Annotated in this window: 14 protein-coding genes; 10 read left to right on the top strand and 4 right to left on the bottom strand. The window is 63.6% G+C overall.

The features are described 5' to 3' along the window. Positions 1–48: 48 nt before the first annotated feature. Entirely contained in the window at positions 49–531 is a 483-nt protein-coding gene (locus tag JQ597_RS15165; RefSeq protein ID WP_212265072.1) for a MarR family winged helix-turn-helix transcriptional regulator, read from the top strand. Between the two features lie 156 nt (positions 532–687). On the opposite strand, the gene JQ597_RS15170 is transcribed toward JQ597_RS15165, so the two are convergent. After that, positions 688–1692 carry an ABC transporter substrate-binding protein gene (locus tag JQ597_RS15170; protein ID WP_212265073.1) on the bottom strand — a complete coding sequence of 335 codons (1005 nt, stop codon included), beginning with the start codon at positions 1690–1692 and terminating at the stop codon, positions 688–690. Positions 1693–1801: 109 nt separating this feature from the next. On the opposite strand from JQ597_RS15170, the gene JQ597_RS15175 reads away from it, so the two are divergent. From JQ597_RS15175 to JQ597_RS15200, 6 genes are all read left to right on the top strand, one after another. Next, a complete protein-coding gene (locus tag JQ597_RS15175) occupies positions 1802–2449 on the top strand; it encodes a TetR/AcrR family transcriptional regulator (RefSeq protein ID WP_212265074.1) in 648 nt (215 codons plus the stop codon). 186 nt (positions 2450–2635) lie between these two features. Beyond that, a complete protein-coding gene (locus tag JQ597_RS15180; RefSeq protein WP_212208475.1) occupies positions 2636–3406 on the top strand; it encodes an ABC transporter permease in 771 nt (256 codons plus the stop codon). Between the two features lie 15 nt (positions 3407–3421). Then, positions 3422–4459 (top strand): NAD-dependent epimerase/dehydratase family protein, encoded by a 1038-nt coding sequence (locus JQ597_RS15185; RefSeq protein ID WP_212265075.1) that lies wholly within the window; start codon positions 3422–3424, stop codon positions 4457–4459. Continuing rightward, positions 4446–5270, top strand: a complete 825-nt coding sequence (locus JQ597_RS15190) for a GNAT family N-acetyltransferase (RefSeq protein WP_212265076.1) — start codon at positions 4446–4448, stop codon at positions 5268–5270. The genes JQ597_RS15185 and JQ597_RS15190 overlap by 14 nt, the downstream gene beginning before the upstream one ends. Before the next feature lie 8 nt (positions 5271–5278). Continuing rightward, positions 5279–6334, top strand: a complete 1056-nt coding sequence (locus JQ597_RS15195) for a dihydrodipicolinate synthase family protein (protein WP_212265077.1) — start codon at positions 5279–5281, stop codon at positions 6332–6334. Continuing rightward, positions 6322–7107 (top strand): ABC transporter ATP-binding protein, encoded by a 786-nt coding sequence (locus JQ597_RS15200; RefSeq protein ID WP_212265078.1) that lies wholly within the window; start codon positions 6322–6324, stop codon positions 7105–7107. The genes JQ597_RS15195 and JQ597_RS15200 overlap by 13 nt, the downstream gene beginning before the upstream one ends. 128 nt (positions 7108–7235) lie before the next feature. On the opposite strand, the gene JQ597_RS15205 is transcribed toward JQ597_RS15200, so the two are convergent. Genes JQ597_RS15205 through JQ597_RS15215 form a run of 3 tightly spaced genes read right to left on the bottom strand, consistent with a single transcriptional unit; the run spans position 7236 to position 11156 of the window. Further along, complete coding sequence (locus JQ597_RS15205) at positions 7236–8339, bottom strand: ABC transporter ATP-binding protein (RefSeq protein WP_212265079.1); 1104 nt, start codon at positions 8337–8339, stop codon at positions 7236–7238. A 28-nt stretch (positions 8340–8367) separates the two neighbouring features. Continuing rightward, on the bottom strand, positions 8368–9399 hold the full coding sequence (locus tag JQ597_RS15210; protein ID WP_249133212.1) for an ABC transporter substrate-binding protein: 1032 nt from the start codon (positions 9397–9399) through the stop codon (positions 8368–8370). Between the two features lie 20 nt (positions 9400–9419). Further along, the gene (locus JQ597_RS15215) at positions 9420–11156 is read right to left on the bottom strand and encodes an ABC transporter permease (RefSeq protein WP_192734851.1); all 1737 of its coding nucleotides are present in this window, start codon (positions 11154–11156) and stop codon (positions 9420–9422) included. Positions 11157–11420: 264 nt separating this feature from the next. On the opposite strand from JQ597_RS15215, the gene JQ597_RS15220 reads away from it, so the two are divergent. From JQ597_RS15220 to JQ597_RS15230, 3 genes are all read left to right on the top strand, one after another. Continuing rightward, positions 11421–12815: an MFS transporter gene (locus JQ597_RS15220; protein ID WP_212265080.1), complete on the top strand. Its 1395-nt coding sequence runs from the start codon at positions 11421–11423 to the stop codon at positions 12813–12815. 207 nt (positions 12816–13022) lie between these two features. Then, positions 13023–13475, top strand: a complete 453-nt coding sequence (locus tag JQ597_RS15225) for a (2Fe-2S)-binding protein (RefSeq protein WP_192734853.1) — start codon at positions 13023–13025, stop codon at positions 13473–13475. A 10-nt stretch (positions 13476–13485) separates the two neighbouring features. Beyond that, positions 13486–15681: a xanthine dehydrogenase family protein molybdopterin-binding subunit gene (locus tag JQ597_RS15230; RefSeq protein ID WP_212265081.1), complete on the top strand. Its 2196-nt coding sequence runs from the start codon at positions 13486–13488 to the stop codon at positions 15679–15681. Positions 15682–15716: the final 35 nt, after the last annotated feature.

Below are 15716 nucleotides of genomic sequence, written 5' to 3' on the forward strand. Positions count from 1 at the left end.
CGCACTCCGATATTGACAATATGTTGTCATTTCGTATACTCATTGCCAATGAGAAGCAAGCCACATACGCCCGCCGGACAGGCCCTGACCGGGCTGATCCTTGCCATATTCCGGCTCAACGGCCGGCTGTTGCTGGCCGGCGACCGGCTCGTCGCCGGCCTCGAACTCACCAGCGCGCGCTGGCAGGTGCTGGGGGCCATTGCGCTGGCCGAGCGGCCGCAGCCCGTGGCGTGGCTGGCGCGCAACATGGGACTCAACCGTCAGGGTGTTCAGCGCATCGTCAACGAAATGCGGGATGAGGGCCTGCTCGAGCTGCAGCCCAACCCGCATCACCGGCGGGCGCATCTGGTCGTGCTGACCAAGCGGGGAAAGGAAGCGTTTGAGGCTGCGACAAAACTTCAGGTCCCGTGGGTGAATGCGCTCGCCGAAGGCGTCAGCCTGAAGGATCTTGCGACCACGCAGAGGGTGGTTGCGGAGTTATGCGAGCGGCTGGAAGCAGGGCTGAACGATGACGCTAGTGAGAATACCTGAGAAGCCCAGCGCATCATTGCGAGAAGCCAACGGGTCGCGCGAATGCGCGCCCGATGACAGGCTCCGCGACAAAGCAATCCATGCATCAGCTTGCCGCGCCATGGATTGCTTCGCTTCGCTCGCAATGACGATTGGTAAGACCCGGGCGCCTGCCCGTCACTTCTTCACCTTGCTCGCATCCATCTTGATACTCGTGTCGAGCATCTTGGTCGAGAAGGCGGTGCCGACCTCGAACGGCTTCTCCATGCCAAGATAGGTCTGCACCAGTTCATAGTCCTTCTTCATCCGCTCGGCGTCGATCCAGCCCAGCGCCTTGGTAGTGGTGAAATCGTCGGTCATCAGGAACTTGATGCGCTCCCACTGGCGTTCCTGGTTCTCCTTGTCGAGCCCCGACGCGGCATCGAGCAGCGCCTTCAGGCAGGGCGCGACGTCGGCGACGCAGGCGGCAAACGCCTTCTGGCTGACCTTGACGAACGCATCTGCAATTTTCGGATTCTTTTCCAGATAGGCGCCGTTGACGATCAGCGAGTTGCCATACGGGTTGAGCCCGATGTCCTTCCAGTTGACGTAGCCGAGGTCGGCACCGAACTCGATCACCTTGAGATCGTGTTCGTTGTAAAAATCGCTGATGATATCGACCGTATGGCTCTTCAGTGCCGCGATCTTGGCGGTCGGCCCGACATTGACGAAACTGACCGCATCGGGCGCGATGCCGGCGGCCTTGGCGAACGCCGGCCACATCACCCGCGACGCGTCGCCGGGCGGATTGCCGATCTTGTGGCCCGGAAAGTCCTTGGCGCCGTTCACGCCATAGCTCTTCAGCCAGTAGAACGTCTGCCCGGTGTTGGCGTAGATGCTCATCAGCGCCACGACGTCGGCGCCCTTGCTGCGCGCCACCAGCATGGTCGCGAGATCGGCGATGCCGAACGGCGAACCGCCGGAGCCGACCTTCAGCGACGACACGCCGGAACCCTTGCCGGTCTCGATGGTGAGATCGATGCCGGCTTTCTCGTACCAGCCCTGCGCCTTGGCGTAGTAGAACGGCGAATGGTCCGCGGTCGGCGCCCAGTTCAGGATCAGGTTGACGGCCTCGCCGGCATGAGAGGGAGCCGCCTGGACAGCAAGCGCAAGCACCAGTGACGCAATCTTCAAGCCCTTCATGGCATCTCTCCTGGTTTGCAGACTGGTAATATCCCGGCCTTGTCGTTGCACGCCCGCGACGCTACCAATGCAACAAGGACGAGACGAATTGTCAACTGTTTGGTTGGAAATGCCTATAAGACGAGCTGATAGCACCGAGCCCAAGCGGCGCGATCCGGCGGCGACGCGGGAGAAGCTTCTGACGGCGGCACGCCGTGAATTTGCCGATAGCGGCCTCGCCGGTGCCCGGGTCGACGAGATCGCGGCGCGCGCCGGCGTCAACAAGCAGTTGGTCTATCATTACTTCGGCGACAAGGACGCGCTGTATCTGGCGGTGCTGGAGTGGGTCTATGAGGAAATCCGCGCCCAGGAACGCAAGCTCAACCTCGAAGGCCTGCCGCCGCAGCAGGCCATCAAGCGCCTGATCGAGGCCTCCTTCGACCACCTCGCCGCCCATCCCGACTTCATCGTGCTGCTGAACGACGAAAACCGTGGCGGCGCCCGCCATGTGCGCGGCTCCCGCAAGCTGGCGGCAATGCATTCGCCGCTGGTCAGTATGGTCTCGGCCATCCTGAGCGAGGGTGTCCGCGCCGGCGTGTTCCGCAAGGGGATCAATCCGGTGCATCTCTACATTTCGATCGCCGGGCTGAGCTATTTCTACTTTTCGAACACGCCGACCCTGTCGGCAATCTTCGGCAAGGACCTGTCGAGCCCGACGGCCCGGAAGGCCCGGCGCAAGCATGTGGTCGACCTGGTGATGCAGTCGCTGCGGCCGTAACGTTCGGCGTCATTCCGGGGCGCGTCGAAGACGCGAACCCGGAATCTCGAGATTTCGGGCTCGATGCTTCGCATCGCCCCGGAATGACACCCTCCTAATCAACCAGATGGTTGAAACCCAGGACGCCCCGCGATAGACTGCCACGGAGCGCCCGGGAACCGAACGCGCCTCAACAAGGAGTACGCAGTGTCTGGCGATGCAGGGCGATCGGCGAGGACGGTGGCGATCATCCTGATCGCGCATCTTGCCGTGATCGTGCTCTGGCAGGTGCTGGTCGACGCCTTCCAGGTGCCGAAATTCATCCTGCCCTCCCCACTTGCCGCGCTCTCGACCCTGACGTCGGCCAAGTATGCCTGGCTCTCCAACCTCTGGGTGACGGGGGCCGAAATCCTCGGCGGCTTCTGCCTCGGGGCGCTGGTCGGCGTCATGCTGGCTGTCATGTTCACCTGGTCGCCGCTGATCAGCCTGTTGCTGCTGCCGCTGTTCGTGACACTGAACATGATTCCGAAAGTGGCGCTTGGACCGCTGTTCATTGTCTGGTTCTCCTACGGCATCTTTCCGAACATCCTGATCGCGTTTTCGATCTGCTTCTTCCCGATCCTGCTGACGACCGCGCGGGGGCTGAGCGAGGTCGAGCCCGATCTGCTGGATCTGGTGAAATCGCTGCGCGGCTCGCGCTGGACGCTATTCCGGAAGATCCAGCTGCCGGGCGCGCTGCCTTACGTATTTTCAGGCATGAAGGTCGGCGCCATCCTGGCGGTCGCGGGCGCCATCGTCGGCGAGTTCATCGCCTCGGAGCGCGGGCTCGGCTATCTCATGATCCAGGTGCAGGCCTCACTCGATACACCGGCGATGGTGATGGCCGTCATTCTTCTGACCCTGCTCGGCGTGGCGCTGTACGGCCTGGTGCTCGGCCTCGAGCGCCTGTTCGTGGTCCGTGACGTCAGGCTGCAATAAGACAAGGGAACAGGCATGCTGCTGACACGCAACCACCTGCCGGAGACGATTCCGGATATCGCCGCCCTCGACGAACTGCTGTGCCGTCCGAGCCAGGCGCTGATCGACGACCTGTGCAAGATCGATGGCGACATCATGGTTTTGGGCGTTGCGGGCAAGATGGGGCCGACGCTGGCGGGGCTTGCCAAGGCAGCCGCACCTGACCGGCGGGTTATCGGCGTCGCACGCTTTAGCGATGGCAGCGTCAAGGACTGGCTGCAGGCCCGTGGCGTCGAAACGATTAATTGCGACCTGCTCGATGAGGCCGCCATCAAGGCGCTGCCAAAAATTCAAAACATCATCTTCATGGCAGGGCGCAAGTTCGGCGCCGAGGGCGATCTTTCGCTGACCTGGGCGATGAATGCGCACGTCCCAGCACTGGTGGCGCAGGCCTTTGCCGGCTCGCGGATCGTGGCGTTCTCGACCGGCTGCGTCTATCCCTTCGTACCTGTGAGCGGCAAAGGCGCCGACGAGGACCTTGCGCCAAATCCGCCCGGTGAATACGCGCAATCCTGCGTCGGCCGCGAGCGCATGTTCGAGTATTTCTCACGCAAGCATTCGACGCCGGGCCGGCTGTTCCGGCTCAACTACGCGATCGACATGCGCTACGGCGTGTTGCACGACATCGCGAGCAAGGTTTTGCAGGGCACGCCGATCGACGTCAGCCTCGGCCATGTCAATTTCATCTGGCAGGGCGATGCGTCGTCGCAGGCGCTGCGCTGCCTCGCGCATTGCGATACGCCGACCTCGCCGATCAATGTCAGCGGCCACGAAATTCTCGCCGTGCGCGACCTCGCCGCCAAATTCGGCCAACGGTTTGGAATTGCGCCCGTCATCACCGGCAAGGAAGAGCCGACGGCGTGGCTGACCAATACGTCGCAAGCCGTAAGTTTGTTCGACCTGCCTGTTGTCGATACCGATCAGTTGATCCGCTGGACCGCCGACTGGGTGTCGCGGTCAATGCCGAGCCTCGGCAAGCCCACCAAATATGAGGTGCGCGATGGCCGGTACTGAGCACATCGAGCTCATCGAACTCGGCGTCGGCGATGCACCGGCTGGACTGCTGTTGTCGACGGAGGCGCACTGGAACCAGAACGAGGCCGACTGGCGGTTTTTCCTGAGCAAGGGAATCGTGTTCGGGGTGCGCGATGGCAAGCAACTGGTCGCGACCGCGGCGCTATTGCCCTACTCCGCCGGCAATGCCTGGATCGGCATGGTGCTGGTGACCGCGAGCTGGCGCCGCCGCGGTGTCGCGACCCGGCTGGTCGACGCCTGCCTCAAGACAGCGACAAAGCGCGGCCTCACCACCTGGCTCGACGCGACGCCTGACGGAGCCAACGTCTATGGCCCGCTCGGCTTCACACCGACGCTGCAATTGCGGCGGCTGCGGCTGGAAGCCCCGAAAGGCGTCAGCGCCGCGCAATCGCTATCGACCTGCAGCGTCGCCGATTTCATCGCGCGCGATGTCAGCGCCATGGGGTTTGAACGCGGCGCTCTGCTGACCGAGTTCGGCGGCCGCGCCGGCTCCCGCGCGGTATCATCAGGCAACGCCGTTGCCCTGGTCCGTGACGGCCGCACCGCGCGCCATATCGGCCCTGTATTTGCCGGGGCCCACGACAGCGCGCTGACGCTGGTCGATACCATCGTACGGTCAGAGCAAGGCCCGTGGCTGCTTGACGCCGTGCATTCGCAGGAAGATTTCCTGCGCGGCCTCACCGACACCGGCTGGACCATCGAGCGGCCGTTCCAGCGCATGCGGTTCGGCCGCGCCACCATGCTGGCCGGGGAACTGCCGTTCGCGGTCGCCGGCCCGGAATTTGGATAGGGATTTTCATGCACCACAGCGAAATCAAATCCGAGGTACGAAAACTGATCGCCGACGGCACGGTGATCCCCGCGCATCCGCTGGCGCTCGATGCCAACCGCACGCTCGACACCCGGCACCAGCGCGCGCTGTCGCGCTACTATATCGATGCCGGCGCCGGCGGCCTTGCGGTCGGCGTGCATACCACGCAGTTCGCGATCCGCGATGTCGGACTCTACAAGCCCGTGCTGGAACTGGCGGCGCAGACCGCGGCCGACTGGACCAGGCGGCCGCTGGCGATGGTCGCCGGCCTCGCGGGCCCGACACAGCAGGCGACTGCGGAGGCGCAGATTGCGCGCGGCATCGGCTACCACGCCGGCCTGCTCAGCCTTGCCGCGATGAAATCAGCCTCCGAGGACGAGATCATCGCGCATTGCGAGGCGGTGGCATGCGAGATTCCGCTGGTCGGCTTCTACCTGCAGCCCGCGGTCGGCGGCGTCATTCTCAGCGCAAACTTCTGGCGGCGCTTTGCAGCGATCGACAACGTCATTGCGATCAAGATCGCGCCGTTCAACCGCTACCGCACCCTCGACGTGCTCCGCGGCGTGGCCGCCGCCGGTGCACTCGACCGCGTCGCGCTCTATACCGGCAATGACGACCATATCCTGCTCGATCTGATGCTGCCGTTCGACCTGCGCGACAAGGGCGTTACCACCCGCACTTACTTCAAGGGCGGCCTGCTCGGCCACTGGTCGGTGTGGACCGCCGCCGCGATCAAGCAGTTCGAAATGTGCAAGGCCGCGCGCGGCAAGGACGCCGTGCCCGCGGACCTGTTGGCACTCGACGCCCGCGTCACCGATTGCAACAGCGCGTTCTTTGACGTCGCCAATAATTTCCACGGCTGCATCGCCGGCTGCCACGAAATCCTGCGGCAGCAGGGACTGATGCAGGGGCTGTGGTGCCTCGATCCGGCCGAGGGCTTGAGCCCCGGCCAGATGCAGGAGATCGACCGCGTCTGCCGCGAGCACGCCGATCTCTCCGACGACGCCTTCGTCGCCGAGAACTTGCAGAAATGGCTGGCATGACGGCGGAAGAGCCCTTCATCAGCCTGCGCAACGTCCGCAAGGTCTACCGTTCGAAAGGTACGGAGTTTCTGGCCGTCTCCGACGTCACCATGGACGTCAGCGAGGGCGAACTGGTCTCGCTGGTCGGCCCGTCCGGCTGCGGCAAGACCACGGTGCTGAAGATTCTGGCCGGGCTGCACGAGGCCGACGGCGGTACCATCAAGATCGGCAATACCAAAACCCCGTTTGATCCCGCGCGCGACATCGGCATGGTGTTCCAGCAGGCCTTGCTGCTGAAATGGCGGACCATTCTCGACAACGTGCTGCTGCCCGCCGAAATCGTCGGCCTGCCGATGAAGGCCGCGCGCGCCAGGGCCCGCGACCTGCTCAATCTCGTGGGCCTTGCCGGTTACGAGGACAAGTATCCGCAGCAACTATCCGGCGGCATGCAGCAGCGCACCGCAATCGCGCGCGCCTTCATCCACGATCCCAAACTGATCCTGATGGACGAGCCATTCGGCGCGCTGGACGCCCTGACGCGCGAACAGATGAACCTGGAAATGCTGCGGATCTGGCGCGAGAGCGGCAAGACCATCATCTTCGTCACCCACAGCATCCAGGAAGCCGTGTTCCTCGCCTCGCATTGCGCGGTGCTCACCGCAGGCCCGGCACGAATGGCGGAGTATTTCCCGATCGAACTGCCGTTTCCGCGCGATCTGCCGCTCAAGACCACGGATGAGTTTGGCGCCTATGCGCGCCGGATTTACGGGAGTTTGGGGATGGGGCCCAACTGACAGAATCTATCCGCGTCATTGCGAGCGAAGCGAAGCAATCCACCTCTCAGCATGCCGCACTATGGATTGCTTCGCTTCGCTCGCAATGACGGCGGGTAGCACACTGGCTAACCGGCTTTATCAGCCCGTTACTCATACGACACCGGCCCGGTATCTCGATAGGCCCAGCAGCTTTCGCGCGGCAGCGACACCGGCGTCTCGGTGCCGACCTGATGCCGTGCGGCGGTGCCGAGTTCGACCACCTCCAGCCGGCGGCCGAACAATTCGATGCCGTAGGCGGTTTGCGTGCCCTGGTAGCGGCGATCGAGCACGCGGGCGGGGAAAGTATTGGCGCCGTTGTGCTGGCCGATCGTGATGTTCTCCGGCCGCAGCGCGATGCGTACCTTCTGATCCGGATCCAGCGAATGCAGCAAGGCCACCTCGCCGCGGCGTCCGTCGCCGAAATCGACCGTGCCAAATTCGCCGTTGCGCGACACCAGCGTGCCCGGAAGTTCGTTGGTGGCGCCGGTGAAATTGGCGACGAACAGATCCGCCGGCCGGTTATAGATCGCGTCAGGCGTATCCATCTGCAGCAATTTGCCGTCGCGCATCACGCCGATGCGATCGCCGAGCACCACGGCTTCGGCCTGGTCATGGGTCACGTACAGCGCGGTCATGCCGGTCTGCTTGAGGATGACGCGCAGATCGTCGCGCAAGCGTAGCCGCAGCTTGGCGTCGAGATTCGACAACGGCTCGTCGAGCAGCAGCAATTGCGGCCGGTAGACGATGCTGCGCGCCAAGGCGACGCGCTGCATCTGGCCGCCGGACAGCGCCACCACCGGGCGCTCGGCATATTCCGACAGGCCAACCAGCTCGAGGGCTTCATCGACCTTGCGGCGGGCATCGCTGCGCGAGATCTTGCGATGCTTGAGCGGATAGACCACGTTCTGCCGCACCGTCATATGCGGCCACACCGCATAGGACTGAAACACCATGCCGAGTTCGCGCAGGCGCGGCGGCACAAGAATGCCGTTGGCGGGCGCCGACACGATCCGGCCGGCGATACTGATTTCGCCGTCGGTTGGATGTTCCAGCCCCGCAACGCATCGCAACGTCGTGGTCTTGCCGCAACCCGACGGACCGAGCAGCACCACGATCTCGCCGGCCGGCACGGCGAAGCTGACACCGTCGATTGCCGGGCGGCCGACCGCAAACTGCTTGCGCAGGTCGGTTACCTCGAGAGTCGCCGTCATGAAGAAGCCTGCGTCATGCGTAGATCGCTCACTGCCGGTGACCGTAGGTCTTGTCCCATTCCGCTACCCATGGCTCGTGCAGCTTGACGTATTCGTCGAACTTGGGGAACCAGACCTTGACCACCTTGGGATCGAAACCCTCGGGGTAGACCGGCGCCACCTTGAGCGAGGTCAAATTGCCGAGCTCCTTGATCATGAAGGTTTGCCCCTCCTTCGACAGGCACCAGTTCAGGAACAGCTTTGCGGCATTGGGATTGGCGGCAGTCTTGGGAATTCCCGTGGCGTAGGGATTGACCGGGGCGCCTTCGGGCGGGAAGAAAATCTTGATCGGCGCGCCGTCCTTCTGCTTCGGATATATCGCATTGTAGAGCAGCGGCCCCATCGCCACTTCGCCGCGCACCAGCGAGTCCGACATTGGCGCGCCCGACGGATAAAGGATCGGACGGGTCGCCGCCTGCTTGGCCCAATAGTCCTCGCCCAGCACCTGGCGCTCGAACATCACGCGGGTCCAGGTGGTGCCGCCGGACCGGGCGAACACCTGCCCGGTCTGCTTGGCGTATTCCGGCTTGGTCAGGTCCATCCACGACTTCGGCGGATTCTTGACGAGTTCAGTGTTGTAGGCGATCGACCAGACCAGGGTCACGCGCGGCCACAGTTTTGGGGAAATCAGGGAATCGGGATTGTAATCCCCGGCATTCGGCGGCGCGTAGTCCTGGAACAGATCGGCCAAAGGCTGCATCAGCGCGCGATCCGAATGATCGACCACGTCGGCGATCAGCTTGCCAGCAGCGGCCTCGGTCTTGACGCGGGTAATGAGCTGGCCGCCCGGCGCGCGCACCATCTCGACCTTGATCTCGGGAAAACGTTTCTGAAACTCCTTGATCACCTGCTGCTCGACCTCGGCGAAATTCGCCGTGTAGAACACCAGTTTCCCCTCCTTTTTCGCTGCCGCGATCAGTTCGGGCGAACCGAACTCCTGCGCCTGCGATGGTGTGCTCCACAGGATGCCGAGACCGGCGACGCCAGCCAGCGCCATTTTGGTGAAGATCCGTCTGTTCATAGCAATCCTCCCTAAAGTTTTTATCCGGTGCGGGCGACGCCGCTCTGCGTCGCCTCTCGTGACAGCCAGTTGGCGCCGCCGATGAGAACGCCGAGCAGAACCGTCTGCACCAGGCTGAATGCGGCGGTCTTGCCGAGATTTCCGCCTTCGTAATAGTCGAGCAGCAGCACCGACATCACCATGGTGTTGCTGGTGTAGAGAAACAGCGACGAGCCGAGTTCGCGGATCGCCAGCACGAACAACAGCGTCATCGATGCGATCACGCCCGGCCGCGCCAGCGGCAGCACGATGGTCCGGATCGTGGCGAACATCCCCTTGCCGCAGACCCAGGCGGCTTCTTCCAGCTCGCGATGGATCTGCATGAACGAGGTCGACAACGCCTTGACGGTGTCGGGCATGAAGCGCGCGATGAACGCCAGCGCCAGGATCCAGATCGTGCCGTAGAGCCCGCCGGGAATCCCGATCCAGGCCCATAAATAAGCGACACCGACCACGAGGCCGGGAATTGCGACCGGCACGGTCGAGATCAGGTCGATCCAGCGCCGCCCAGTGACCTGCGTGCGGTGAATTGTGTAGCCGATCGCAAACGCCAGCGCGCCGCCGACAACCGCCGTGATCACGCCGACCTCGACCGCATTGTAGATCGACCGCAGCGTCAGCGGATTGTCGAAGATACTGTTGAAATGCACCATCGAGTATTGGCGCATGTCGAACAGGCTGGCGACGTCGCGGATGAACATGAACTTGCGGAACGCCGCCACGATCAACGCGAGCAGTGGCAGCACCACCACGATCAGGAGATAGACGATACCGATGGCGAACGTGAACCAGCGCCAGCGTCCGAGATCGAGGCTGCGCGGGCGGAACGCCTTGCCGGCCACCGTCGTGTAGCTGCGGCCGCTGAGCACCCTGTTCTGCAGGAACACCAGCGCGCCGGTCACCACCATCAGGATGATCGCAACCGCGGCAGCCGTGTTGTAGAGCGGCGGCGACCAATTGGTGAGCTTGAAGATATAAGTCGTCAATAGCGCCAGATTGGTCGACGACCCCAGCACCGCCGGAATGCCGTAGATGCCGAGCATCACGATGAACGACAGCAGCATGCCCGAGATGATCGCCGGCATGATCAGCGGGAACGTCACCGAGAACAATGTCGCGAACGCGCTGGCGCCGGAGATTTCGGCGGCCTCTTCCAGACTCGGGTCCATGTTGCGCAGCGCCGAGGAAGTGAACATGTAGACGTAGGGCGCGTAATAGATGCCGAACACGAACACCAGGCCCCACAGCGAATAGAAATCGACGCGCCAGTCGAGCCCGATCCATTTGAACATGGTGTTGATCAGGCCGGTCTTGGGCGAGCCGAGGATCGCCCATGCCACGCCCGCGACCAGCGGCGGCGCAAACAATGGCAGGATGCTGGCGGCGGCGATAAAGCCCTTGAACGGCGTATTGGTGCGTACCACGATCCAGGAGAACAGCAACCCGATCACGACCGCGATCGCGGTGCCGCCGCCGCAGGCGATCAACGTGTTGACCAGCGCCTCGCCGACATTGGGATTCGCCAGCACCACGAGAAAATTCGCGATCGAAAGATGGCGGAGGCTGATGCCCTCGACCACCGGGTTGGTGTCGGTGAGCGCCCCCAGCAGCAGCATCAGGATCGGATAGATGACGAGAAAGCCGAGAATAACCAGCAGGAGCACAACCCACAGGTTAGCCCACACGCGCCGACGCATCCCCTCACTGGCGCTACGCATGACCTCGCTGCGCCGGTTCGCCTGTCCGTCCAAAGCGCTTCCCCTTGGCCTGCGACCGTCCGTTTTCGGATCTTGCGCCCGCAATGCGAGCCTAGTCGATCAGGCGGCGGGCGGGAAGTAGCAGAAAGTCTGCGGCTCAAAATGCCGCGGAAGCCCGCCTTCGCATACGCATCATGCAACGGCGTGCCTGTGGAACATCTCGCGTCCGTAGTACACGCCCCTGTAAGGGCGTTACCCGCGCCGGCCGTGGAGAGCCCGATCTCGATGTCAGAAGTTGCGACCGCCAAGCCGCCTGCCACGCCCGGTATCGACGGCTTGCCGCCGGAACTCCGGCGCTGGGCGGTCGCGGCGATCTTTACCGCGCTGGCGCTGGCCTCGCTCGATACGGCGATTGCCAACATCGCGCTGCCCGCCATCGCCGCCGACCTCCATGTCAGCCCGGCCGATGTGGTCTGGGTCGTCAATGTCTATCAGATCGCGCTGGTGGCGACGCTGCTGCCGCTCGGCGCGCTCGGCGAAATCGTCGGCCATCAGCGCATCTATATCGGCGGCCTGTTGCTGTTCACAATTGCCTCGATCGGCTGCGCCCTTGCCTGGTCGCTGCCCAGTCTGGTGGCAGCGCGGGCGCTGCAGGGGCTCGGCGCCAGCGGCATCATGGCGGTGAATGCGGCGCTGGTCCGCTACGTCTACCCGACCCATATGCTGGGCCGCGGTTTTGGTCACAACGCGCTGGTGGTCGGCACCGCGTTCACGCTTGGACCGACGATCGCGTCCGGCATTCTGGCGCTGGGTCCCTGGCCGTGGCTGTTCGCGATCAACATTCCGTTCGGCCTGATCGCGGTGTGGATCGGCTTGAAGACGCTGCCGCCGACGCCACGCGCGACGCACGCATTCGATTCTGCGAGCGCGGCGCTGACTACGGGCTGCCTCGGCCTGTTCATCATCGGGATCGGCAGCGCCGCACACAGCGCACCACCGGTGCTGGTAACGGCCGAACTGGTCGGCGCCATCGTCCTCGGCTGGATCATGATGCGGCGGCAGGCGGATCACCCGGCGCCGATGCTGCCGATCGATCTGTTCCGGCGGCCGATGTTTGCGCTATCGGCGGCGACGTCGGTGTGCACCTTTGCGGTTCAGGGCATCGCTTTCGTCTCGCTGCCGTTCTATTTCGAAGACGTGCTGATGCGTACCCAGGTCGAGACCGGTTTCTTCATGACGCCGTGGCCGCTGGTGGTCGCGATCATGGCGCCGATCGGCGGCCGGCTGTCCGACCGCTATCCGGTCGGCATTCTCGGCGGCATTGGCCTCGCCTTGCTATGCGCGGGAATGGTGTTGCTGGCGACGCTGCCGGCGGACCCCGGCGTAGCCAACATCGTCTGGCGCATGGTGGTGTGCGGGATCGGCTTCGGCTTTTTTCAAACTCCCAATTTGCGCGCGCTGATGTCGAGCGCGCCGTCGCATCGAAGCGGCAGCGCCAGCAGCATCGTCGCGACCGCACGGCTGACCGGGCAAACGCTCGGCGCGGCGTTCGCCGCACTGTGCTTTGCGCTCGGCGGCCACGATGGCGCGACGCTTGCTTTGGCACTCGGCGCCGGATTTGCCGCGCTCGGATGCGTGATGAGTTTCCTGCGCCTGGCGGTGAGCGCGCAGCAAGATTGATTGGAGGGAATGTGCCTACCAGGCAGGCAATCCCTAGCCGACCACGGCGAACATGACGGCCATGTGGCGCCCCTGCCCCCACGAAACCCCGGTCCGTCAATTTTCTTCCGCGCTGCAAACGCATTTTCTTGATTTGAACTATTCCAGATTGCGGTCCAGTGTCCCCGCCGGGTTCAATTGATGAATTGAGCTAACAGGGGAAACGCGATGGCAAACCTCACTATCAACGGCAAATCAATCAATGTGGACGTCGAGGACGACACCCCGCTGCTATGGGCGATCCGGGAGAATGTCGGACTGACCGGCACCAAATACGGCTGCGGCATTGCACAATGCGGGGCCTGCACGATCCATATTGACGGCGTCGCAATGCGCTCCTGCGGCATCTCGGTCAGCGAAGCCGTCGGCAAGCAGATCACCACGATCGAAGGTCTGGCCGCCAGCGATGGCGCACTGCACAAGGTGCAGCAGGCCTGGATCAAGAACGACGTGCCGCAATGCGGCTATTGCCAAACCGGCATGATCATGGCGGTGGCGGCGTTGCTCAAGGACAAGCCGAAGCCGACCGACAAGGACATCGACGAAACCATCACCAATATTTGCCGCTGCGGCACCTTCCAACAGGTGCGCGAGGCAATCCACGCCGCCGCGAACGCTTGAGGGGGATGTCATGAACAAGCACATCACGCCCACGCTCAACCGCCGCGCCTTCGTCATTGGCACCGCCGCCGTCGCCGGCGCCGGGCTTTCGGTCGGCATGGATATCCCCTTCGGTGGACCGACCGTGGTTCGCGCCGCCGACGGATCGCCTGAGGTCAACGTCTGGGTGGTGATCCGCCCCGACGACACCGTCGTGATCCGCATCGCCCGCTCGGAGATGGGACAGGGCACACTCACAGGCCTCGCCCAACTCGTCGCCGAAGAGCTCGAATGCGACTGGTCGAAGGTCACCACGGAATATCCGACACCGGGTCAAAGTGTCGCACGCAAGCGGGCCTGGGGCGATTTCTCGACCGGCGGCAGCCGCGGCATCCGCACCTCGCAGGATTATGTCCGCAAGGGCGGCGCCACCGCGCGCATGATGCTGGTCCAGGCCGCGGCCAATGAGTGGAAGGTGCCGGTTTCGGAATGCACCGCCGCCAACAGCACCATCACGCACACACCGACCGGCAAGAAGACGACCTACGGCAAGGTCGTGGAAGCCGCGGCCAAGCTGTCGCCTCCCGCAGATGCCGACGTCAAGCTGAAGGATCCGAAGGACTGGAAAATCGCCGGCAAGGGCGTGTTGCGGCTCGATACCGCCGACAAGACCACCGGCAAGATGATGTATGGCATCGACGTCAAGCTGCCGGGGATGCTGAACGCCGCGCTGAAGGATTGCCCGGTCTTCGGCGGCAAGCTGAAGAGCTATGACGAAGCCAAGGTCATGGGCATGAAGGGCGTCAAGAAGGTGGTGCGGGTCAACGACTCGACCGTCGCCGTCGTCGCCGACACCTGGTGGCACGCCAAGACCGCGCTCGACGCGCTGCCGATCGTCTGGGATGAAGGCGAGAACGCCAAGGTGTCGAGCGAATCGATCGCCAAGTGGCTGGCCGAGGGCCTCGACAATTCGCAGCCCGCTTTTATCGGCAACCAGAACGGCGATGCCAAAGCCGCCATCGCCGGCGCCGCCAAAAAGATCGAGGCGGTGTACAACTATCCCTACCAGAACCACGCCGCGATGGAGCCGCTCAACGCCACCGCGCTTTACACACCCGACAAGTGCGAGGTCTGGACCGGAACGCAGAACGGCGAAGCGGCATTCGCCGCGGTGATGGAAACCTCCGGCCTGCCCGCCGACAAATGCGAGGTTCACAAGCTGATCCTCGGCGGCGGCTTCGGCCGTCGCGGCATGACCGACTATGTCCGACAGGCCGTCTCTATCGCCAAGCAGATGCCGGGCACGCCGATCAAGCTGTTGTGGTCACGCGAAGACGACATGCAGCACGGCACCTATCATCCGGTCACCCAGTGCAAGCTGACCGGCGCCTTCGACAAGGACAACAATCTGACGGCGCTGCATGTCCGGATCTCCGGCCAATCCATCCTCTTCACCGTGCGTCCGGCGGCTCTGGTCAACGGCATGGACACGGCCGCATTCCAGGGCCTCGCGCCCACCGGCGATTGGGCGATCGGATATAGTTTTCCGAACCTGCTGGTCGAACATTCGATGCGCAACCCCCACGTCCCGCCGGGCTTCTGGCGCGGCGTCAACGTCAATCAGAACGCGATCTATCTTGAGTGCTTCATAGACGAGCTGGCACATTCGGTCGGCGAAGACCCGGTCGCGTTCCGGCGCAAGTTGATGGCGAAGCATCCCAAACACCTCGCGGTGCTCAATGCGGTGGCCGAAAAAGTCGGCTGGGACAAGCCGCCGCCAAAGGGCGTGTACCGCGGCATCTGCCAGCACATGGGCTACGGCAGCTACGTCGCCGGTGCCGCCGAAATCTCAGTGACCGACGGCAACAAGATCAAGGTGCACCGTATCGTCGCTTCCACTGATCCTGGCCACGTCGTCAATCCGGCGCAGATCGAGCGCCAGATTGCAGGCTCGTTCGTCTATGGCCTGTCGGCTTTGTTCTACGGCAATTGCACCGTCAAGGACGGCCGCATCGAGCAGTCCAACTTCGACACCTACAATTCGATGCGGATCGCGGAGATGCCGAAGGTGGAGTCGGTCATCGTGCCGAGCGGCGGCTTCTGGGGCGGCGTCGGCGAACCGACGATCTGCGTCGCGGCGCCCGCCGTGCTCAATGCGTATTTCGCGGCTACGGGAAAACGCATCCGCTCGGTGCCACTGAAAGATCAGGATATCAGCTTCGCCTGACAACGCGGGCGGCGGCCTTCACCGGTCGCCGCCCC

The organism is Bradyrhizobium sp. AUGA SZCCT0177 (genome assembly GCF_018130125.1).
Taxonomy (GTDB): Bacteria; Pseudomonadota; Alphaproteobacteria; order Rhizobiales; family Xanthobacteraceae; genus Bradyrhizobium.